The organism is Arthrobacter sp. AOP29-A2-19, assembly GCF_058138025.1.
The window spans coordinates 276,625-297,547 of the sequence record NZ_CM176894.1 but is presented as its reverse complement, the minus strand read 5'-3'; the positions used below and the strand labels follow the sequence as shown (position 1 = coordinate 297,547).

Genomic DNA, 20,923 nt, shown 5'->3' with positions numbered 1-20,923 from the left:
GGCGTCCACCACCACCCCGCCCGCCACGACCGCGCCGAGCACCCGCCGCACCGTCGTCGTCTCGATGGACGACCCGCGCGCCAGACCGTTGTTGGACGGCCTGACGCGGGAATACTCCGAGCGCTACGGCGACATTTTCGGTGGGGCCTCCGCCGAGATGGCACGCTACCCGGCCGCCGAGTTCGCGGCGCCGGACGGACTCCTCCTCCTGGTCATCGAGGACGGGGAGCCCGTCGCCGGCGGCGCGTACCGAAGGTACGACGCCGAGACCGCGGAGCTCAAACGGATCTGGACGCACGAAGCGCACCGGCGCCGGGGCCTGGCGCGGCTGGTCCTCGCTGAACTGGAATCGGCCGCAGCGCGCAACGGCTACGCGCGCCTGTATCTCACGACCGGGCCGCGCCAGCCCGAGGCCAAGCACCTCTACCTTGCCACCGGCTACACGCCCGGCTTCGATCTGGGCGCGGATCCCGAGACCGTGGTTCATCTGGCCTTCACCAAGCCCCTCGCCTGACGACGGGTGCGCGGCCGCGGCACGCGCCGTAGGCTGGGGCCATGTCGACGACCACACCGGCCGAGCAGGCCGAAAAGATCAGGACCGGCTACACGTTCGAGGGCGCCTCGGTGAACCTTGGTGCCGCACTCGTGGGTGGGGAGATCCACCCGGAGGCGCAGGTCAGGCTACCGCTCGGGATGATGAACCGCCACGGCCTGGTGGCGGGTGCGACCGGGACGGGCAAGACGATCACCCTCCAGGTGATGGCCGAGCAGCTCTCCGCCAACGGAGTCCCCGTGTTCCTGGCCGACATCAAGGGGGACTTGACGGGCCTCTCGACGCCGGGCACGGCCAGCGAGAAGCTCCTGGCCCGGACCAAGAGCGTCGGCATGGACTGGGAGGCGAAGAGCTACCCGGTCGAATACTTCTCCTTGGGCGGGGACGGCACCGGGATCCCGGTCCGAGCCACGATCTCCTCCTTCGGGCCGCTGCTCCTCTCCCGGATCATGGAGCTGAACGAAACGCAGGAGTCCAGCCTGCAGCTGATCTTCCACTACGCGGACACCAAGGACCTGGAGCTCTACGACCTCAAGGACCTCAGGGCCGTTATTTCCCACCTCACCGGCGACGAGGGCAAGGCGGAGCTCGAGGAGCTGGGCGGGCTGTCCAAGGCCACCGCCGGCGTCATACTGCGCGAGCTGGTGACCCTGGAGGCGCAGGGCATGGAAAAGTTCTTCGGCGAACCGGAGTTCGACACGGCGGAGCTGCTGCGCACGGCCCCCGACGGACGCGGGGTCATCTCCTGCCTCGAACTGCCGACCATCCTGCAGCGGCCGCTGGTCTTCTCCACGTTCCTGGTCTGGTTGCTCGCCGACCTCTTCGAGGAGCTGCCGGAGGTGGGCGACGTCGACAAGCCCAAGCTGGTGTTCTTCCTCGACGAGGCGCACCTGTTGTTCCGCGACGCGTCCAAGGCGTTCCTCGACTCGATCATGACCACGGTGCGCTTGATCCGTTCCAAGGGAGTCGGGGTCTTTTTCGTGACGCAGACGCCGAAGGACGTCCCCGAGGAGGTCTTGGGGCAGCTCGCCAACAGGGTCCAGCACGCTCTCCGGGCCTTCACCCCCGACGACGCGAAGGCCCTGAAGGCCACGGTCTCCACCTTCCCCGTGAGCGACTACGACCTCGACGAGGCGTTGACCCAAGCGGGAACGGGCGAGGCGATCGTGACGGTGATGAACGAGAAGGGCGCGCCCACACCCGTCGCCTGGACGCGCATGTGGAGCCCGGAGTCGAAGATGGGCGCCTCCGACCCCGCCGTAGTGGCCAAGGCCGTGGCCGACTCGGCGCTCTTGTCCGTGTACGGCACGGCGACGGACCGGGAGTCCGCCTACGAGGTGCTCAAGGGAAAGACCGCGGCGACGGCGGAGGCCCCGGCGCAGGTCCCAACGACCGGCGGCTCGGTGGCCGGCCGTGTGCCCGGCGCCGGCCAGACCCAGGCGGAGATCGACGAGGAGGCCCGCCGCATCGAAGCCGAGATCTTGGGCAGGCCCAGCAGCATCCCCAACGGCGCGCCCCAACCAGGCGCCGCGGACCACAGGGGTGCGGGCCAGGGGGGTGTGGACCACGACGGCGCTCGGCCGGCGTCGCGGACACGGACGTCGGCGCCCCGGCGCGAACCCGAACCGGAGTCGAACCCCATGATGGACTTCGCCGTTCAGGCCGCAGGCGCGATCGGCAAGGAACTGCTGCGCGGCATGTTCGGCACCAAGCGGCGCCGGCGCCGCTGATCCCGGCCCCGGCGTCGGCTGCCCGGGATGGTGGGCGCGGGCCGGTAACGTAGGTCGGGTGCAAAACGGTTCGCCCCTCGTGAAGGTAGTCGCCCTCTGGCTGGCTGCCCTGATGGTGGTGGTCGTCGCCGCCATCGTGACCGTCGCGACCGTCAACCAACGCGTCTACGGACCGGAGAAGCTGGTCGAGGACTACTTCGCGTTGCTGCGGGCGGGCGAGGGCGAGCGCGCGCTGGGGCTTGTGGGCGCGGAGGTGCCGGCCGGAAACGCTGTGCTCCTGGACGGCGATGGCCTGAAGGCGACCGTTGCGCCGATCTCCGACTTCCACGTCGCCGAGACAATCGCGCTCGCGGGAGGGCACGTCGAGGTGACGACCGCCTACACGGTGGACGGCGAGGAGCACAGCACGGTCTTCAAGCTGCGCAAGACAGGGAGCGACTGGTTGTTCTTCGACCGGTGGGCCTTCGAGGCACCACAGTTGCCCGTCCTCCAGGTTGAGGCCGACACCACGAACGAGGTCCTCGTCAACGGCCGCAAGTCCCCGCTGCTCAAGGGCTCGCAGCGCCTGCCCACCCTCGTTCCCGCGGTGGTCGAGGCAAGCTACAAGACCAAGTACTTCGAGGCTCCGGCCAAAACCCGCGTGGTCGATACCCGGTTGGCGGCCGAGCGCGAGCCACTGGACCTCGTCACCCAGCCCACCCAGCGGCTGGTCGACGACATCGACAAGCAGGTCCGTGCCTACGTCGACGGCTGCGCCGACCAGCAGGTCCTGAAGCCGGCGGCCTGCCCTTTGTCCTACACGACCAATGCGCGGGTCTCGGCGGACACGATCAAGTGGGACGTCGTCAGCTACCCGAAAATCGACGTGGGGGCGTACCAGGGCGGCTGGGTCCTCCGCCCGTTGGAGGTCGGGACCCGGCTGACTCTGGTGGAACAGGACCTAATGACTGGGGCGCTCGAAGAGAAGGCCGTGACCGAGACGTTCGGCTTCACCGCCACCCTCTCCGTGGGCCCGGACTCCGTCAGCGTCACCCCGGTCTCTGGCGACTGACCGCACCCCGCCCGCGTTGCGCGGCGGCTCCGGGGACTGGCCGCATGGCCGCTCACCGTTCCTGGTGCCCCTCTTCTCTCGTCCACGCCGTCCACCTAACGCTGCTTACCTGCAGCGTCGCGACGCGTGACGTACCCGCGGGAACAGGGCCCGACAGCAACTGCCCTTCTGATGCGTCGAGCCGGCCTATTAAAACGGGCTCCTTGGGGGCCGGCTCGTCCTAACGCGGCCATCCTGGCCCGCACAGGGCCGGATCGCCTTGGACAGGCCTGTGGGAAAACGGCTTCCCGCGGACCTGCCCCTTGGCGACCGATCGATTGAGTCAGGCCGAGAGACCCGGCGGCCCCGCGGCCATGAGTGTCGAGTGCGGCTATGAACGTCGAATGCTGCGGCTTGTTGGACGCCGGTACCAACTTCCCGGACGCTTGGTTGCGGTGTCGTCGGCGTCGTCGGCTTTGTCGGCGATGTCGGTGGCCGAGCCCTCGTCGCTCCCTGCCGGCGCGTCGTCCGGAGTGTCCTTTATGTTGAGACGGCCCCGGCGAATAGCCACCAAGGCCCACACGCCGGCAGCCAGCGCGATGAACCCACCGATGCCAACGGACCAACGCGCGCCAAACTCGGTACCGATCCAGCCGATCAGTGGTGCTCCGATCGGGGTTCCACCCTGGATGACCGCCATGTACAGCGCCAAGACCCTCCCTCGGAACTGGGGTTCCACGGAGAGCTGGATGGACGTGTTGCAGCTGTTCAGGAAGGTCAGCGCCGCCACACCCACCGGCACGAGCGCAAGCGCGTAGAGCCAAAACAGGGGCATCAGCGAGGCGACGACGGCGAAGGCCCCGAACCCCACCGCGCCGCCCACCAGATAGCGGAGCCTAAAGCGCCCGCGTCGGGCGGCCATCAGGGCGCCGGCCAGGGTTCCGAGTCCCATGATCGAACCCAACAAGCCGTACTCCCCCGGCCCCTGCCCGAACACCTGCGTCGCCATCATCACGTTCGTGACCTGAAAGTTGAGCCCGAAGGTCCCGATGAGACCGGCGAGGACAAGAATCATCACCAAATCGGGACGCCCGCTCACGTAGTGGACACCCTCCATGATCTGGTGCTTGCCGCGGGGCGCCCGCTCGCTGGGGTGCAGCTGATCGGTCTTCATCTTGGCGATCGAAAGGATCACCGCGGCGAAGCTTGCGGCATTGATGAGGAAAGCCGGGGCGGTACCGACCCAGGCGATGACCAGGCCCGCGACGCCGGGGCCGGCCAAACGGGCCAGGTTGAAGGAGGCGCTGTTCAGCGCGACGGCATTGGGGATGTCGCCCTTGCCGACCACCTCGGAGACAAACGCCTGCCGGGCAGGTGCGTCGAAGGCGCTGGCCACACCAAGCGCGAGCGCAATGGCGTAGACCATCCACAGCTCGGCCATGTCCGTGAGCACCAGCAGCCCAAGCAGCAGGGCGCACAGTCCCATGGCGGTCTGGGTGAGCAGCAGGAGCCGTCGCTTGTCGTAGCGGTCCGCAACGAGCCCCGCAAACGGACCGAGAAAGAGGATCGGGAGGAACTGCAGCCCGGTCGTGATTCCAACGGCCGTACCCGACTGGTCCGTGAGCACCGTCAGCACCAGCCAGTCCTGGGCCACCCGCTGCATCCAGGTGCCAATGTTGGACACCAGGGCGCCGGAAACCCACAGCCGGTAGTTCGGGTTCCGCATGGCGCTGAACATGGCGCTCATTGGGCGCTCATCCCCTGCAGCAGGCTCGCCGCGCGGGCCAATACGTCCCGGTCCTTGTCCCCCAGTTCGGCCACCCTGCGGGACAACCACGCCGTCCGCTGGCCCCGGGCCTCATCCAAGGCCGCGGCACCGGCGCTCGTGATGCCGATCAACACCCGGCGGCCGTCGTCGGGGTGCGCCTGCCGCTCGGCATACCCCTTGTCCTGGAGGGCCTTGACGATGCGCGTCATCGACGGCGCCTGAACATTCTCCCTCGCGGCAAGCCGACCAAGGGTCTGCGGCCCCCCCGAGAGCGCCACCAGGACGGAATACTGTCCGGCGGAGATCGAGTGCCCACTGGCGTCGATCCGCAACCGCCGCGACGTGCGCATGATGGCCACCCTCAGCTCCGCCGCGAGGTCGTTGTTCCCTGGTTTGGTGCCGTTGGGCAGGGGGCTGGCGAGAGGGGGGTCGGTGGGAGGTGCGTCGGCCGTGCAGGGATTCGCCGGATCACCTGTCGCGGCACCGGGCGCCCTCGCTTCATCGGGGCCGCCCTCCAGGGCCTCGGGGATTGGCACGCGCGCTCCTCTGCTGCTGGCTGGACCGGCGGCCTGAACATCCTCCGGATTTAGTTGCTTAGCAGTGCTAAGTATACTCCTCCATTGACGCCATGTCCCGGGTCGGGTGACGCTTGGTCAGGCCGGAGCCGCGTGCCGCGGCCCGCGTAGCCCACCGGAAGGAACCCAATGCGCAAGGTCACCGCAGGACTTTTCCACTCCGTCGACGGCGTGGTGGAATCGCCACACCTCTTCCAGTTCGACGCGTTCGACGACGAGCTGGGCGCCGGCATGGATGCCATGATCAAGAGGGTCGAGACCGTCCTGCTGGGCAGGGTCAGCTACCAGGAGTGGGCGGGGTACTGGCCGACCGCCACGGACGAATTCGGCTCCTTCATCAACCCCGTCGAAAAGTTTGTGGCCTCGAAAACCCTCAGCGGTCCCCTCGCGTGGAACAACTCGCGGCTCGTCGAAGGACCGCTGGAGGATTTCGTCGCGGAGCTCAAGCAGGGGGACGGCGGTGACATCGCAGTGTGCGGCAGCATCTCCGTGGTGCGCCAGCTCTTCTTCGCCGGGCTCTTGGACGAGCTGATGCTGATGACACACCCGGTGGTTGCCGGCTCCGGCCGCCGGCTGTTCGAGGCCGGCGATCCAACGACCCGCCTGGAACTCGCCGCTTCGACGATCACCAGCAAGGGAAACGCCGTGCTCACCTACACGCGCCGGGGCGAGTAGCGCAGGCGGGCAACCGCCTGCGCTCCCCGCGGAAGGCTAGTCCAGGCCCCGCAGATCCAGGGTCAGCCCGGTCTCGCCGTCGGCGTCGACCAGCACCGGGATGCCCCAGTCCTGCTGGTACAGATGACAAGCGGCATGGTCCGGGATCTCTCCCCCGGGCTCGCCGTCGCAGGCCGCGGCCCGTGCCGTGATGTGCAGGACACCCTCGGGCACATCGGGGTTGAGCCGCAGCGTCCGCGTCAGGCCCACGGACGTGCCGGCCCCGCCCACCAGCAGTTCCTCCGGCGAGGCCGAGATCTTCAGCTGGGTCGGGTCGCCCCAGCGGTCGTCCAGCTTCTGGCCCTTGGGGGCGGAGAAACGGACCACAAGCCGGTGGTCGCCCGGGGCCACCGGGGACTTGGGACGGGAGGTCTGCGACGCGCCCTCGTCCACGGTGAGCGCCTCCTTGGGCAGCGGCAGCCGCACCAGCTGGTGCTGGTTGGTCTCGACGACCAGCAGCACGGGCTCGCCGTCGACCGTTGTGTCCAGCAGGACGTCGGAGGGCTCGGCCAGGCCGCGCGCCAAGGTCGATACGGTCCCCGACGCCGGATCGTAGCGTCGGACGGCGCCGTTGTACGTGTCGGCGACGGCCACCGAGCCGTCGGGAAGCACGGTCACTCCGAGCGGGTGCTGCAGGCGCGCGTCGGCGGCCGCCCCGTCGCGGAAGCCGAAGTCGAACAGCCCGGCCCCCACAGCGGACTCGACCGCGGAGACGCGGCCGTCGTCCCCGAGCCGCAGCATACGCAGCGAGGAGGTTTCCGAGTCCGCGACCCAAATGTCGCCGTTGGCGTCGTCGGCGAGGCCGGAGGACTGGGCGAACCATGCCTGACCCGGCGCACCGTCCTGCAAGCCCTCGAGGCCCGTGCCCGCGAACACCTCGAGCGCGCCCGTGGCGGGTTCGAAAGAGAAGATCTGGTGGGTCCCGGCCATGGCGACGATCAGCCGGCCTGCCTTCTGTGACCACAGGACGTCCCAGGGCGAGGACAGGGATGTCTCCAGCGGGGCCGCGCCCAAATCGTGAATCCACGCGTCGGCGTCGTTCGCTGCGTCCCCCGCCGCCCGGGCCTGGTCGGCGTCGAGCAGGCGCTGAACGCCGTTCCCGGCGATGGTCGTGACCTCACCGGTCGAAAGGACCAGGCCGCGGAGCCTGTGGTTGACGGTGTCGGCGACGACGACGTCGTAGCCCACCCGCGCGGCGACGTCGGCCGGAAGCGCGGTGAGGCCCTGGGGTTCGTTGAAGCGTGCCGTGTCCGCCGGACCGTCGGCAAAGCCCTTGACTCCCTCGCCGATGGTCCGGACCACGGTGGTGAGGTCGTTGGCCAGCTCGACCAGGCGGTGGTGGCCCGAGTCGCCGACGAGGAAGTTGCCGTTCGGCAGGGCCAGGACCTTGCCGGGGAACCGCAGGTCGCCCTCGAGCGCGGGCGGCGCCACGTAGGGCCCGTCGCCACGATGCAGCGAGCCCTTGGCCTCGTGCTCGGCGACGAGCTCCTCGACGAGGACCTCCAAACCGTTGGCGTGGCCCTCGCCGGACAGGTGCGCAGCGATGTAGCCCTCGGGGTCGACGACGACGAGCGTGGGCCACGCGCGGGCGGAGTACGCCTGCCACGTCTCAAGCTCCGGGTCGTCCAGCACGGGGTGGTGGATCTCATAGCGCTCGACGGCCGCGGCGAGCGCCACCGGATCCGCCTCGTGTTCGAACTTCGGGGAGTGCACACCGACGATGACCAACAGGTCCCGGTACTTCTCCTCCAGCGGACGCAGCTCGTCCAGCACGTGCAGGCAGTTGATGCAGCAGAAGGTCCAGAAGTCCAGCACCACGATCTTCCCGCGGAGGTCCTCGAGCGTGACCTGCTTGCCGCCGGTGTTGAGCCAGTTGCGGCCCACGAGTTCGGAGGCGCGCACGCGGTAGGCGGCGCGGACGGATTCGGTGGTCACGGTTGTGGGCTCTGCTGACATGCTGGCACTCCTAAGACTTTGTCGGCTGACGTAGTTTCTCAACCCTATTATCGACGCGGTTGTTCCCGAGTCCGGGCCTGCATGACGGCGTACGACGCCGGCGCGCCGCAGACCCGCACTACGCACAGCACCAACGCGACGCAGCCCCTCGCGAGGGGGCCCGCCCGGGTCGGCCCGAGGGTCGAGGGTCGAGGAAAGGACGCGCGGCGGTCGAGGGCAGGACGCGCGCCCGCGGCTCAGCAGCGCAGCGCCCGCAGGATTCGTGCAGCCGCCAGCCCGGCCGCCCCGACAACGGGAGCGCTGGCCGCCAGCAAGGCCACGGGATTGGGCCTGAAGACCGTCCCGGTGTCCGTGGAGACGTAGGCCCCCACGGGACAGGCGAAGCCGCCGCCCCCGCCGCCGGCGGCCCCCTCCGGATCAGATCCGCCGCCCGCCCCGCACCAGACGAAGGCCACCGGGACGACTGTCCGCCCGCCGACGTCGACCGGTTGCCCCTGCGCGATTCCCATGAGCGAGTTCCGCAGTGATTCGAAGATGTCCGAGACCAGGTGTGCCATGGGCCGAAGATACCCCTATTCGGGCAGTTCGGCGATGGCGGCGTCGAGCACCGCGGTCGCCATGTCGCTGAATTGCTGTGCCTCCAGTCCCTCGGTCGCGATAAAGGAGACCATCGCCACGTGGTCCCCGCGCTCCTTCACCAGCACCAGCGCCTGCTGCCTGAGCTCGCTGTCGCCGCGTCCACGGGTCCACAGGAGCGCCGAATCGGCGGCGCCCTTCGCCACGTCGGGAACCTTGCTGGTGAGCGGGACGGTCTCAGTCACCACTCCCCCGCTGGGCCCCTCGGTCTGCATGTTCAGAGTCATGCCCTTGCACTCGCCGAGCATCTTTTCCACGGTGGCGTAGTGCGCCTCGAGGTCGGCACGGTCCTCCACGGCGGCGACCTCCACCGAACCGGTGGCCAGAACGTTGTCGGTGGCGAAGTCGGTGCGGGCGGAGTCGTCCCCGAGCAGCACCGGCGACCAATTCAGGTCCCTCAGCGCCGACTCGCAGGTGGACGGGATGACCACCACGCCCTCGAGGGTGCCGTCCGGCGCGGAGCGCAGCGCCTCGAGCTGTTCCTGGCCGGCCGCCAGGCTGCGGTCGAACCCGTAGCTCGCGGCCCGCTGGATCCCGGCGGCCACGGCCCGTCCAGCAACGGTATCGGGGGCCGCGGTCGCCGGCGACGTCGTGGCCTCGGCGCCCGGCACCCGGGTCTCGACGCCGGCGTGCGGGTCCGGTGTCTCCGCGGGATCCCCGCCCGCGGCGCAGCCGGACAGCGCGATCACCGCCGCGACGACGACGGCAAGGACCGCCAGGACCCTGGCCAGGCGCATGGCGGCCACGTGGGAGCGGACGCCGGGCGGTGGGGTGGTGCCCGGGGTGCGGTGCGGTTCAGCGGCCACGTTGGTCAAGCTCCTCGTCGTGGTTCTTCAGTTGGGAGAACATGCGGTTGTAGGCCTCCAGCTCGGCGTCGTCGTCGCGGTCCGCGGCTCGGTCCTTGCGTTTGGACTCGCGGGCGTCGTCGCGGCTCCACGAGACCATCACACCCAACGCGAGGAGCAGGGTCGGGATCTCCCCGATGCCCCACATGGCGGCGGCTCCGGTGCGCTGGTCCTCCAGCGCGGACGCGCCCCACGGGCGGCCCAGGTTGCCGAACCAGCTGGCCTGCATCAGCGACTCGCTGCCCATGATGGAGACGCCGTAGAAGGCGTGGAAGCTCATCGTGGCCAGCAAGATCACCAGCCGCAGCGGGTACGGGGCACGCCGCGGGAGGGGATCGGATCCCACCATGTTCAGCGCGAAGATGTATCCCGTCAACAGGAAGTGCAGGTTCATCAGCTCGTGGCCAACGTGCTCGCGCAGCGCAAACCCGAACAGATCCGTGTTGTAGAAAATGATGATCGAGCCCGCGAAGTTGGCGGCCGCAAACAGGGGGTTGGTGACGATCTTCGAGAACCACGAGTGGACCAGGACCAGGATCCATTCGCGCGGCCCGCGGGTTCCGTCCGTGCGGGCGGGAATGGCCTTCAGGGCCAGAGTCACCGGCGATCCGAGCACCAGGAAGAACGGTGCGACCATGGTCAGCGCCATGTGCGCCACCATGTGCATCGAGAACATCACCATGCCGTAGACGGCGGGGGCGCCCGAGGTGATGTAGAAGAGTGCCGCCAGCCCGAAGAGGAACGTCGCCAGGCGCAGCACCGGCCACTTGTCGCCCCGTCGGCGGACGGTGATGAAGCCCTTGAGATAGGCCGCGGCCAGGAAAACGATGATGGCCAGCCACAGCCAGTCGATCCGCCAGACCGTCAGCCAACTGCCGGACACCAGCTCGGGCGGCAGGTCGTAGCCGGTCAGGATGCGGGCCGGCGTCGCGGCCGGCGGGAGCTCTTCCGGCACGGGAGGGGCCGTCCGGCCCAGGGCCGTGGCGAGGCCCATGACCGCCGCCATGACGGCCGCCTCGACGGCGACGATGCGCCAGGCCAGCCGCGCCGCCGTCGCCCGCCCCGCCTCGAGCAGCCCGATGGCGCGATACCGGTGCGCCAGTCCCAGCACGCCAAGGACAAGCGTCAGGACAACCTTGGCGACCAGCAGACCGCCGTACGGGGTGGCCAGCTGGGCCCAGGACTCCATCCGAACGGTGGCGCTGACGACGCCGGAGGCGAAGACCAGGAAGAAGCACACCGTGGCCAGCGCGGAGAAGCGTCGCAGCACCACACCGGCCAACACGGGGCGCACATCGGCGAACCGGCCCGGCGCCCTGCCCTCGAGCAGCCCCGCCAAACAGGCCAGCACGCCGATCCCGCCGACCCAGATTGAAACCCCCACAAGGTGCAGCAGGATGGCGTTTGTGGCGCCCCAGTGGTCGTCTCCGCCGGAGGCGTGGCCCACCAGCGACACCGGCAGGACGCCGGCCAACGAGAAGACCGCGGCGACGCCGACGCCGGCCGGCGAGCGGACGCCGAAGGCAAGCGAGGAGGTGACGGCCGCGATGACCACCATCCACATCCAGGCCTGGCCGAGGGAGATGTTGACGACGTAGTCCAGCAGAGCCGCCGTGTAGGCGGAATCGGAACTCAGCGGGAGGCCGGAGACATCGGAGAAGGAGAGCACCAGCACGGTGGCCGCCGCGAGGGTCCACACGATCCCCGCGCCGGCGGCGATGTTCATGGCGCGGGCGAAGGCCGGATGCTCGGCGCCGCCGTCCGTGGTCCCGCCGCCGTCCTCGCCGCGGCGGGCGCGCTGCGGCTTGGTCGACCGCGGGAGGACGACGGCGGCAAACAACAGCGCGCCAACGGCGAGTGACATCGAAACGTGGTGGATGGCCACCGCGAACGGCAGCCCCCAGCGCGTGAACGCCCCGGGGTCGGAGAGCTGGCCGGCGACCGTGGACCCGGAATAGAGCAGGGCCGCGACCAGGCCGAAGACGCCCGCCACCAGGGCGGGCAGGACCAGGGCGGCCCAACGCCGGTCCGGGCCGGTCCCCGAGGGGTCGGCGGCACCGACGGTCGTGGTTCTGGCGTTCTGGTTCACTGGATCCTCTCGCACGGGCAGGCCTTCAATTCTCTCACTCCGCCCCGGGGCGGCGACGGCGCTCTTTCCGGGGTGCGCTACTTCGTTTGGCGGCGCGCCTTGGCCAGCACCACGCCGGCCGCGGCAACCACGGCCACGCCGAGGACGATCCAGACGACCGGCGCCGGCAGGCCGCCCAGTCCCGTCGCCTCGGTCTCGGCCGGCGCGGTGGACGCGGAGGCGTCCGGGGTGCCGCTCTCGGCGGCGCTCGGCGTGGCGGCGCCGCCGGAGGCGGCGGGGGCCGAGGCCGCGCCGCTCGAGGCGGTTGGGGTCTCGCTTGCGGCCGAAGCGGCCGCCGACTCCGTCGTGCTGCCGGCCTCGACCGTGAACTCGATGGCTTCACCGTTGGAGGGCGTGCCCTCGATCGGATGGCCATCGCTGGACACAACGCGCCAAACCAACGTGTAGCCGCCGTCGGGCAAGTCTTGGCCAAAGTCGACCGTCAGGGTGTCGCGGTTGATGCTGGCCTCGGCGTCCAGCTCGGTGCCCGCCTCGTCCGTCAGTTCCACGACGGTGCTCTTCCCGATGGTCTGCAGCGCGCCGCTGAAACGAAGGGTCGCCTCGTCCGGCGCTGTTTTTACGGTGGCGCCCGACGCGGGGGTCGATTCGACCAGCGCGTCGTGGGCGAAGGCGGCCGGCGCGGCAACCACGGCCGCGCCGGCCAGCAGCAGCGCTGCCGCGGCGGAGAGGAGAGTCCTCGTGGCTGCTCGCGGCACCAGGGTCGTGGCGGCGAGGGAACGTGCCGCGTCGGAGCGTGTTGGGGTGGGGGTGTGTACGTGCTGCATGGTGTGTTCCTTGTCTCCCCGCGGACGGGGCCTGCTGACTGCTGTCGGTTACGAGGCAGGGCAGGCGGGAGGCCCGCGGCGGCGGAGGGCGCGCAACGGGACGCCCAGGTCCGGCAGGCCGGGAACCTGGGCGGGGGCGGGAAGGAGAACCCGGACGACGGCGGGCGCCGACTTCCAGCGCAGCACCGCAATTGGAGCCGCGAGAAGTGCCGTCTCGGCGAGGGTGCGGAGGGTCAACTCGCCGCGGCGCAGGATAGCGATTGTCAATAGGGCGGCCGCCAGGTGGGCCACGGGCATCCACGTGGCCTCCGCCGGAGAGCCCGGCCCCGAGGCGGCGTCCGGACCCAACCCGCGGGCCGTCAGCGAGACGGACCACCAATCCGCGCGGCCGATGCCGTGCGCGGCGTGCGTGGCGTGTTCGGATGCGCCGGTCGGCGGCAAATAGCGCGCCCCCGCGTCGGCCGCGTGGCCCCAGCCGAAGGACAGGTGGTAGAGGCCCTGGCTGAAAGCAACCGCCAGCGAGGTTCGGGCCAGCGACAGCCCACGTCCGGACAGCGCCGTGCAGACGGCGGCGGAAAGCGCCAAGACCAACACCAGAAGCTGTGGGGCCGGAAGGCTTCCGCCGGCAAGGGTGTGCGATGCCGCGGCGAGGGTCGTGGCGGCGAGGGCGCCCAGCCAGCCGCGCAGAAGGCGCAGGCTGCGGTGCTCCACGGAAACGACTCCTTGGGACGGCTGGAAACTGGACGGCTGGGCGATCGGAAAGACCGACAAGCAACGGCATAAATTCTACGTCAAGTAGAAGCATGCGGCACGCTCGTCGGGCCCGCAAGACAGCAAGGGCCCGCCCTCCCCGTGGGGTGGGCGGGCCCTCGGCAGGCGCTGCGGACTACTTCTTCGCGACGGCGGCCTTCAGCTTGGAGCCGGCGGTCAGCTTCACGGAGTGGCCGGCCGGGATCTGGATGGTGTCGCCGGTCTGCGGGTTGCGGCCCGTGCGGGCGGCGCGGTCGGTGCGCTCGACGGCGAGCCAGCCCGGGATCGACACCTTTTCGCCCTTGGAAACCTGGTCAACGAACACCTCGAACACGGAATCCAGAACGCCGTTCACGGCGACCTGGGAGTTGCCGGTCTTCTCGGCGACGGCTGCAACGAGTTCACTACGGTTCATAGCCAATGTATGTCCTCCTGGACTGTTCCTTTCCGGCCCGTACGGGCCGGAATGCCCCGCGGTTACGGGGTCTTCTGACAAGGAAACTACCAGCCATGCCGGACAGACACGCCCGGTTTCGGGGGGTTTGGCCCGATTATTTTGGTTTTTCCGCGGAATTTCGGGGTTTTTCAGCCCTCGGCGTGATTTTCGCCGCCTTTCGGCGTGATGGTGCCCGCTCCGGCGGAACCCCGCGCCGGGGGCTGGAATCCCCACGGTTTGGCCGTCGGCCTCTCTCTACGGTGGTTGTTAGGCTGGCCGGATGCCCACCAGAGACCCCACAGCGTCCTCTCCCCGCGCGCTGGTGTTCGGCGGCACGGGACCCGTGGGCAGGGCCGTCGCCCAAGGCTTGCTCGCCGACGGATGGAGAGTGGACGTGACGGGGCGGGATCCGGCGCGCATGCCGCCCTCGTTGGCCGCCGCCGGTGCGCGCTTCCTTGCCTCCGACCGCACCAACGACCGCGAGGTGGGCGACGCCGTCGGCCCCGGGGCAGACCTCGTCGTCGACTGCCTCGCCTACACCGGCGCCCACGCGGCGATGTTGCTGCCCCTCCTGGCCGACGTCGGACACACGGTGATGGTCTCCGCCAAGGCCGTCTACGTCGACGCGCTGGGCAACCACGTGAACTCAAGCGTGCCCCCGGACTTTCGGGTGCCGGTGACCGAAGACCAGCCGACCCTGCCCCCCGGCGACATGGATTACGACTCCCGGGAGGGCTACGGGCCCAACAAGGTCGCCGCCGAACGGACCTTCTTGGACAGCGGACACCCCGTGTCCGTGCTGCGGGCTTCGAAGGTTCGCGGACCCGGGGCGGAACGCCCGCGTGAGTGGGTGTTCGTCCGTCGGGCCCTGGACAGGCGCCCGGCCCTGTTCCTACGCGGCCTGGGGCTTCAGCGCGAGCACTGCACGTCCGCCGTGAACCTCGCCGGGCTCGTGCGATTCATCGCGGACCGCCCGGCGCCCCGGATCCTCAACGTGGCAGATCCGGACAGGCCCAGCGCCGTCGAGCTCTCTCGGGTGGTCGCCTCCCACCTCGGTCACGTGTGGGACGAAGTGCTTCTGCCGGAGGGGACGGGTGGCGGATTGGGCCGGCATCCATGGGAGGCGGCACTCGCAATGGAACTGGACACATCGGCCGCGCGGAAGCTGGGCTACCGGCCGGTGGCCGGCTGCGCGTCCACCTTGCCCGGCGACATCGATTGGATGGTCGCCAGGGCATCCGCCGCGGGGACGGCTGCCGCCTTCGACGCCGACTATTTCCGCCCGTACTTCGACTACGCGGCGGAGGACGCCTATCTGGGAGGGGCCCACGGGCCCGGACGTGTTGCCCGAGGGCACCCCGCTCCCTAGGCTGGAGGCCAACGCCGCGAGGCGGTCAACTGCGGCGCTCCGCCGGCGTCGGACTCGGTACAGGCGTCGCGCGGACAGCGCGTTCGATGGGCGCCCGGTGGGCTGCGGGTGCGCGGCGGGCGCTCGACCGGGGGGCGGCCGATCGGCGGCTGGCGGCGGACACCAATGGAGGCAGGTGCGGGACCGTGGACGAAAAAGCAGGCAAACGCGATAGTCCGCGCGTTCGTGCGGCGCGCTACCGCGCCGCTGTGAGCAGCAGGGCACACCCGGAGACCGCCGACCCGGCCGGCGCGGACTGGTCGGCCGGAGTGGACATGCCGGACGAGGCGGGCGGGTCGGACGAGGCGCAGGAGCCGGGCGCGACGAGTCGGGCGGGCCGTGCCAACGGCGCGGGGGCCGCGCCCGACGATGGCACGCCGCCGATCCTTCCCACCGACGAGGCCTACGAGATCGCCAACAAGAGGATCGACGCCGCCGTGGCCCGGGGCGACTTCGACAACCTGGCCTATGCCGGAAAGCCGATCCCGAACCTCGGCGGCACCAGCGATCCGGACTGGTGGCTGAAGGGACTCATCGAGCGCGAGAAGCTCACGGGACTGGGGCCTCCGGCGCTGCTGCTGCGCACCGAGAACGTGGAGCTCGACGGCAGGCTGGACCGGCTGTTCTCGGAACGGGAGGTGCGCGAGGCGCTCGAGGACTTCAACGGCCGTGTCGTCGAGGCGAGGCGACAGCTACTCGGTGGCCCTCCCGTCATCACGCCCACCCGCGACGTCGAGGCGGAACTCCGCCGGTGGCACGAGCGCCGGGCCCCGGCCGCGGCCCCGCCCTCCCCCGCCGAAGGCGACGCGCCGGCGTCGTGGTGGAAGCGGTGCCTGCGGTGGTGGGAGCGACGGAGCGGCGCCTCCCGCCGCCCGTCCTGAGCACCTTCGGGTTCAAGCGTGCGCGTCACCGCACGTCGGGAACGCGCGGGCCGGGGAAGCCGCCCAGGACGGTCCAAAGCGTCTCGCGACGGGACGGAACCGGGCGGCCGGCCGCGCACAGCAGCACACACACAAAAAGGCGAGGGCCCCTCCGGTAACCGGAGGGACCCTCGCCGCAAGTTCGCTGGTGGTTACCAGGAAGACTTGGTGATGCCCGGAAGCTCGCCCTTGTGGGCCATGTCGCGGAAGCGGATGCGGGAGATCCCGAACTTCTGGAACGTGCCGCGGGGGCGGCCGTCGATGGCGTCGCGGTTGCGCAGGCGCACCGGCGAAGCGTTGCGGGGCAGCTTCTGCAGGCCCAGGCGGGCCTCTTCGCGTGCCTCGTCGGTCGCGTTTTCGTCGACCAGGGTCTTCTTCAGCTCGGCACGCTTCGCGGCGTAGCGCTCAACGACGACCTTGCGCTGCTCGTTGCGAGCAATCTTGGACTTCTTAGCCATAGGGTTTAGCGCTCCTCTCGGAATTCAACGTGCTTGCGGATAACCGGGTCGTACTTCTTCAGGACCATGCGGTCCGGGTTGTTACGACGGTTCTTGCGCGTGACGTAGGTGAATCCGGTGCCCGCGGTGGACTTGAGCTTGATGATGGGACGTACGTCCTGTGCCTTAGCCACTAGAGCTTCACACCCTTCGCAATCAGGTCGCCAACAACGCGCTCGATGCCACGGACGTCAATCGTCTTGATGCCCTTGGCGGACAGCGTCAACGTGACGTTGCGGCGCAGGGACGGAACCCAGTAGCGCTTCTTCTGGATATTCGGGTCGAACCGACGCTTGTTGCGGCGGTGCGAGTGGGAGATGCTGTGTCCGAAGCCCGGAACCGCACCTGTCACCTGGCATACAGCTGCCATGATCACTCCTCAGTAGTAGTAAAAATTGACGGTACTCGTAACAGATACAGCGCGGTCTTGCTGCCTCTGGATCTGCGCAAAGAGTCCCGCCACCAGTTGTGACACCGTTTATTACTGCGAACCGTTGAAGGTAACCAGGTTGGGTGAGAACCAACCGAAGCGCCTCGCCGCGTGAAAGTACGGTGAACCTCAGGACCGGGTGAGCATTTTTCCCTACTCGGTTGGTCCAGATATTCGGTAATACGGGTAAACACGCGGTCTTCCTTGCCGGCCCCAAGAGGAGCACGGCAGAGAACCCGCGTGACTTAACGCCTTACTATCTTAGGCCGGGCCGGCCGCGATCGCAAAACCGGGACGGACGACGCCGGAGGTCGGCTTCCTCACACGGCGCGCCAGGGCCCGCGGCGCTACTTGCGGAAGATCCAGTGTTCGGGGTCGAAGCCCGCGATGACTTTCCGCCCGATGCGGGCCAGGTCCTCGACGTCGCGCTCCGTGAGCCCGTCGAAGATCATCTGGCGGACCGACTCCACGTGTTGGGGCGCCAAGTCCTCCAGCATCTCCATGCCCTCGTCGCGCAGGTGGGCCATGGTGACCCGCGCGTCGGACGCACTCTGGGTGCGCTCCACCCAGCCGCGGCCCTCGAGCTTCTTGACCACGTGGCTCAGCCGGGACAGCGACGCGTTGGTCATCCCCGCCAGCTCGCTCATAGCCAACATGCGGCCGTCGCTCTCGGAGAGCATCGCCAGCACGTTGTAGTCGAAGAGCGTGATGCGCGCCTGCTTGTGCAGTTCGCTGTCCAGCCGGCTCGGCAGTTGCATGGACACGGCCAGGAGGGCCAGCCAGGAGTCGCGCTCCTGCTTGGAAAGCCAGCGGGGTTCGGTCATGATTCCTATCTTGGCATAGGAGCCGGAGGCTACCTGCCCGCGAGCGCCTTGCGGCGGCGGTAGGAAAGCACCTGCGAGCCGAGCACCACCAGCAGGGCCAGGATGAACATGGCGGAACCGATTACGTTGGCCTGGGCCGGTATGCCGCGGGTGGCCGCGACGTAGATGAACTTCGGGAAAGTGTCGTAGTTGCCCGAATTGAAGTTGGTGATGATGAAGTCGTCGAAGCTCATCGCGAAGGACAGCAGCGCGGCGGCGACGATACCCGGCAGCAGCAGCGGGAACGTGATCTTCCAGAAGGCCGCGAAAGGGGAAGCGTAGAGGTCCGCGGCCGCCTCCTCCAACCTGGGGTCCAGCGAGGAAACCCTGGCCCGGACCGTCACCACAACGAACGCCATGCAGAACACCGTGTGCGCGATGATGATCGTCCAGTAGCCGAGGTCCCAGCCGAGGTTCAGGAACTGGGCCAGGAGCGACGCACCCAGGACGACTTCCGGCGTCGCCAACGGCAGGATGATCAACAGGTCCGCCATGCTGCGGAAGCGGAACTTGTAGCGGACCAGCCCCATCGCGATGCACGTGCCGAAGACCGTCGCCAGGATGGTGGCCACGATGCCGACCTGGAGAGAGTTGCCCAGCGCCGCGCAAACGTCCGGGGCACCGCACGGGTTGGCCCAGTTCGCGAACGTGAAGCCGCGCCAGGTCAGGTTGGTGCGGCCGGCGTCGTTGAAGGAGAACACGAAGATGTAAGCGATCGGCACCAGAAGGTACACGAAGGCCAGCCCGCCGATCACGGGGATGATCCAACGTCCGATGGTGCGTTTCATGCCTCCCCCTAGAAGAGTTCTTTGGTGCCGAAGCGCCGGATGTAGATCATGACGAGGATCAGGATGGCGACCATCAGGATGAAGCTGAGCGCGGAGGCTCCCGGGTAGTCGACGACGCGGAAGAAGCGCGAGTCGATGACCTGGCCGATCATCGTGGTGTCCCGGTTGTTGCCCAAGAGGGCGGCGTTGACGAAGTCTCCCGACGCGGGGATGAACGTCAGCAGCGTCCCGGCGAAGACACCGGGCGCGGCCAGGGGCAGCGTCACCTTGCGGAAGGTGGTGAAGGGGCTGGCGTAGAGGTCCCCGGAGGCCTCCAGCAGCCGGATGTCCAGGCGTTCGAGGCTGGCGTAGATCGGCAGCGTCATGAACGGCAGGAAGTTGTACGTGAGCCCGCAGACGACGGCGAAGGCGGTCGCGGTCAGCCGCCCGTCCGGAGGCAGGATGGACACCGCCCTCAGGGTCTCGACGACGAGGCCCTCGTCCGCGAGAATCTGCTTCCAGGCCTGCGTGCGCAGGATAAAGCTGGAGAAGAACGGCGCGATGAGCAGCACCAGCAGGATCCCGGCCAGGAGCTTGCGTTCGCGCAGCCTCACGGCCACGAGGTAGGCCATGGGGAAGCCGATCAGCAGCGCGGCGACGGTGGCGATGAGCGCGAACCCGAAGGACCGCACCAGCGCCTCCCAATACGCCTCGAGGACCACCGCATAGTTGCTGAATTGGAGGGCGGGCACAAACTCGCCGATCTCGGCGCCCGCCGGACGGGCGTAGAGGGACATCGCCAGGAGGACCAGCACCGGCGCGGCGAAGAAAAGCAGCAGGAAGGTGAAACCGGGCAGGATGAGCGCCAGGCCGATCCGCCCGCGGCGCTTTTCGGCGACGACCTCCTCGGGGCTCCGGCCGTCGTCGGCCGGCTGCCTGCCGCCGCGGCGCGCCGCGGGATCGGCCAGGGCGGTCATACGGCGTCGACCCCCTCGGACGTCTCCTCGTCGCCGGGCAGTCCGAAGGAGTACTCCGGTTCCCAGACCAGGCGGACCTTGTCGCCCTTCCGGGCGGGCTTCTGGCCCATGTTCTGCGAGAAGGTCCCGATCATTCCCACGCCCGGGGCGTTGACGATGTATTCGGTGCTGACGCCCGTGAAGGAGGCGTCCACGACGTCGCCGATCAATTGGTTGGCGGTGGGCGAATAGGCCATGTCCATGTCCATGATGCGCATCTTCTCGGGACGCACCCCCACAACCACGCTGCCGTTGTGGCCGGAGCAGCGGTCCTTGGGCAGGACCACGCGGACCCCGGCGACGTCGACGCCCATGGCGTCGCCCAGGTCCTCGGCCACGCGCCCGCGCATCAAATTGGACTTGCCGAGGAAGTTGGCGACGAAGGCGGTGCGCGGCAGTTCGTAGAGTTCGCGGGGATTGCCCATCTGCTCGACGCGCCCCTTGTTCATCACGGCCACCGTGTCGGCCATGGTCATGGCCTCCTCCTGATCGTGCGTGACGTGGATGAAGGTCAGGCCGACGTCGGTCTGGATCGCCTTGAGCTCCACCTGCATCTGCCGGCGCAGCTTCATGTCCAGGGCGCCAAGAGGCTCGTCCAGAAGCAGCACGGCCGGCCGGTTTACGAGGGCGCGGGCCAACGCCACGCGCTGCTGCTGCCCGCCCGAGAGCTGGATCGGCTTCCGCGAGGCGAGGTGCCCGAGCTCGACCATCTCGAGCGCGGCCAGGGCCATGGCGTTCGAGTCGCGCACCCGCCGGCGCTTCAGCCCGAAGGACACGTTCTCCAGCACCGACATGTGCGGGAAAAGCGCGTAGGACTGGAAGACGGTGTTGACCTCCCGCTGGTGCGACGGCAGCGAGGTCACGTCGCGCCCGCCGATCGAGATGGAGCCCGACGTCGGCTGCTCCAGTCCCGCAACCATGCGCAGCGTCGTCGTTTTGCCGCAGCCGGACGGGCCCAGAAGGGCGAAGAAGGAACCAGCCGGGATGGTGAGCGACAGGTCGTCGACCGCCACGAAATCGGAGAACCTCTTGGTGACGTTGGACAGCACAAGGTCCTGGCCGCTGTTGTCTCCGCTGCCGGCCACCTCTTGGGCCTGCCTGACTTGCTGGACCATG

General features: G+C 69.1%; 22 protein-coding genes. 6 read left to right on the top strand and 16 right to left on the bottom strand.

All coding sequences use genetic code 11. The features are described from left to right. Positions 1-64: 64 nt before the first annotated feature. From AC3ZJJ_RS01365 to AC3ZJJ_RS01355, 3 genes are all read left to right on the top strand, one after another. Positions 65-514 carry a GNAT family N-acetyltransferase gene (locus AC3ZJJ_RS01365; protein ID WP_489895628.1) on the top strand — a complete coding sequence of 150 codons (450 nt, stop codon included), beginning with the start codon at positions 65-67 and terminating at the stop codon, positions 512-514. Positions 515-555: 41 nt separating this feature from the next. After that, the gene (locus tag AC3ZJJ_RS01360) at positions 556-2,283 is read left to right on the top strand and encodes a helicase HerA-like domain-containing protein (protein ID WP_489893481.1); all 1,728 of its coding nucleotides are present in this window, start codon (positions 556-558) and stop codon (positions 2,281-2,283) included. A 79-nt stretch (positions 2,284-2,362) separates the two neighbouring features. Next, positions 2,363-3,334 carry a hypothetical protein gene (locus AC3ZJJ_RS01355; RefSeq protein WP_489893480.1) on the top strand — a complete coding sequence of 324 codons (972 nt, stop codon included), beginning with the start codon at positions 2,363-2,365 and terminating at the stop codon, positions 3,332-3,334. 370 nt (positions 3,335-3,704) lie between these two features. Here AC3ZJJ_RS01355 and AC3ZJJ_RS01350 read toward each other — a convergent pair whose 3' ends face one another. Then, positions 3,705-5,060, bottom strand: a complete 1,356-nt coding sequence (locus AC3ZJJ_RS01350) for an MFS transporter (RefSeq protein ID WP_489893479.1) — start codon at positions 5,058-5,060, stop codon at positions 3,705-3,707. Next, on the bottom strand, positions 5,057-5,617 hold the full coding sequence (locus AC3ZJJ_RS01345) for a MarR family winged helix-turn-helix transcriptional regulator (protein WP_489893478.1): 561 nt from the start codon (positions 5,615-5,617) through the stop codon (positions 5,057-5,059). Before AC3ZJJ_RS01345 ends, AC3ZJJ_RS01350 begins: the two co-directional genes overlap by 4 nt. 168 nt (positions 5,618-5,785) lie before the next feature. On the opposite strand from AC3ZJJ_RS01345, the gene AC3ZJJ_RS01340 reads away from it, so the two are divergent. Continuing rightward, the gene (locus AC3ZJJ_RS01340; RefSeq protein WP_489893477.1) at positions 5,786-6,331 is read left to right on the top strand and encodes a dihydrofolate reductase family protein; all 546 of its coding nucleotides are present in this window, start codon (positions 5,786-5,788) and stop codon (positions 6,329-6,331) included. A 36-nt stretch (positions 6,332-6,367) separates the two neighbouring features. Here AC3ZJJ_RS01340 and AC3ZJJ_RS01335 read toward each other — a convergent pair whose 3' ends face one another. The 7 genes from AC3ZJJ_RS01335 to AC3ZJJ_RS01305 form a co-directional block, all read right to left on the bottom strand. Next, the gene (locus tag AC3ZJJ_RS01335; protein ID WP_489893476.1) at positions 6,368-8,326 is read right to left on the bottom strand and encodes an NHL domain-containing thioredoxin family protein; all 1,959 of its coding nucleotides are present in this window, start codon (positions 8,324-8,326) and stop codon (positions 6,368-6,370) included. Positions 8,327-8,562: 236 nt separating this feature from the next. Beyond that, complete coding sequence (locus AC3ZJJ_RS01330) at positions 8,563-8,883, bottom strand: hypothetical protein (protein ID WP_489893475.1); 321 nt, start codon at positions 8,881-8,883, stop codon at positions 8,563-8,565. A gap of 15 nt (positions 8,884-8,898) precedes the next feature. Beyond that, on the bottom strand, positions 8,899-9,768 hold the full coding sequence (locus tag AC3ZJJ_RS01325) for a hypothetical protein (RefSeq protein WP_489893474.1): 870 nt from the start codon (positions 9,766-9,768) through the stop codon (positions 8,899-8,901). Then, positions 9,758-11,896: a bifunctional copper resistance protein CopD/cytochrome c oxidase assembly protein gene (locus AC3ZJJ_RS01320; protein ID WP_489893473.1), complete on the bottom strand. Its 2,139-nt coding sequence runs from the start codon at positions 11,894-11,896 to the stop codon at positions 9,758-9,760. The genes AC3ZJJ_RS01325 and AC3ZJJ_RS01320 overlap by 11 nt, the downstream gene beginning before the upstream one ends. 77 nt (positions 11,897-11,973) lie before the next feature. After that, the gene (locus AC3ZJJ_RS01315; protein WP_489893472.1) at positions 11,974-12,720 is read right to left on the bottom strand and encodes a copper resistance CopC family protein; all 747 of its coding nucleotides are present in this window, start codon (positions 12,718-12,720) and stop codon (positions 11,974-11,976) included. Between the two features lie 48 nt (positions 12,721-12,768). Next, positions 12,769-13,431: a hypothetical protein gene (locus AC3ZJJ_RS01310; protein ID WP_489893471.1), complete on the bottom strand. Its 663-nt coding sequence runs from the start codon at positions 13,429-13,431 to the stop codon at positions 12,769-12,771. Positions 13,432-13,606: 175 nt separating this feature from the next. Then, on the bottom strand, positions 13,607-13,891 hold the full coding sequence (locus AC3ZJJ_RS01305; protein ID WP_435727334.1) for an HU family DNA-binding protein: 285 nt from the start codon (positions 13,889-13,891) through the stop codon (positions 13,607-13,609). Between the two features lie 295 nt (positions 13,892-14,186). Here AC3ZJJ_RS01305 and AC3ZJJ_RS01300 point away from each other — a divergent pair, with 295 nt between their 5' ends. Both AC3ZJJ_RS01300 and AC3ZJJ_RS01295 read left to right on the top strand, forming a co-directional pair. Continuing rightward, positions 14,187-15,275: an NAD-dependent epimerase/dehydratase family protein gene (locus AC3ZJJ_RS01300; protein WP_489893470.1), complete on the top strand. Its 1,089-nt coding sequence runs from the start codon at positions 14,187-14,189 to the stop codon at positions 15,273-15,275. Between the two features lie 314 nt (positions 15,276-15,589). Beyond that, positions 15,590-16,195 (top strand): DnaJ family domain-containing protein, encoded by a 606-nt coding sequence (locus AC3ZJJ_RS01295; RefSeq protein WP_489895626.1) that lies wholly within the window; start codon positions 15,590-15,592, stop codon positions 16,193-16,195. Between the two features lie 191 nt (positions 16,196-16,386). On the opposite strand, the gene rpsN is transcribed toward AC3ZJJ_RS01295, so the two are convergent. The 7 genes from rpsN to AC3ZJJ_RS01260 all read right to left on the bottom strand — a co-directional run bounded on the left by rpsN (position 16,387) and on the right by AC3ZJJ_RS01260 (position 20,922). Then, the gene (rpsN, locus tag AC3ZJJ_RS01290; protein WP_435727335.1) at positions 16,387-16,692 is read right to left on the bottom strand and encodes a 30S ribosomal protein S14; all 306 of its coding nucleotides are present in this window, start codon (positions 16,690-16,692) and stop codon (positions 16,387-16,389) included. Between the two features lie 5 nt (positions 16,693-16,697). Then, positions 16,698-16,865, bottom strand: coding sequence for a 50S ribosomal protein L33 (gene rpmG, locus AC3ZJJ_RS01285; RefSeq protein ID WP_435727336.1), 168 nt, complete (start codon positions 16,863-16,865; stop codon positions 16,698-16,700). Then, on the bottom strand, positions 16,865-17,101 hold the full coding sequence (rpmB, locus tag AC3ZJJ_RS01280) for a 50S ribosomal protein L28 (protein WP_475375150.1): 237 nt from the start codon (positions 17,099-17,101) through the stop codon (positions 16,865-16,867). The genes rpmG and rpmB overlap by 1 nt, the downstream gene beginning before the upstream one ends. A 407-nt stretch (positions 17,102-17,508) precedes the next feature. Next, complete coding sequence (locus AC3ZJJ_RS01275; RefSeq protein WP_489893469.1) at positions 17,509-17,985, bottom strand: MarR family winged helix-turn-helix transcriptional regulator; 477 nt, start codon at positions 17,983-17,985, stop codon at positions 17,509-17,511. A 29-nt stretch (positions 17,986-18,014) separates the two neighbouring features. Then, entirely contained in the window at positions 18,015-18,812 is a 798-nt protein-coding gene (locus tag AC3ZJJ_RS01270; protein ID WP_489893468.1) for an ABC transporter permease, read from the bottom strand. Positions 18,813-18,820: 8 nt separating this feature from the next. Next, on the bottom strand, positions 18,821-19,768 hold the full coding sequence (locus AC3ZJJ_RS01265) for an ABC transporter permease (RefSeq protein ID WP_489893467.1): 948 nt from the start codon (positions 19,766-19,768) through the stop codon (positions 18,821-18,823). Next, positions 19,765-20,922: an ABC transporter ATP-binding protein gene (locus tag AC3ZJJ_RS01260; protein WP_489893466.1), complete on the bottom strand. Its 1,158-nt coding sequence runs from the start codon at positions 20,920-20,922 to the stop codon at positions 19,765-19,767. Before AC3ZJJ_RS01260 ends, AC3ZJJ_RS01265 begins: the two co-directional genes overlap by 4 nt. Position 20,923: the final 1 nt, after the last annotated feature.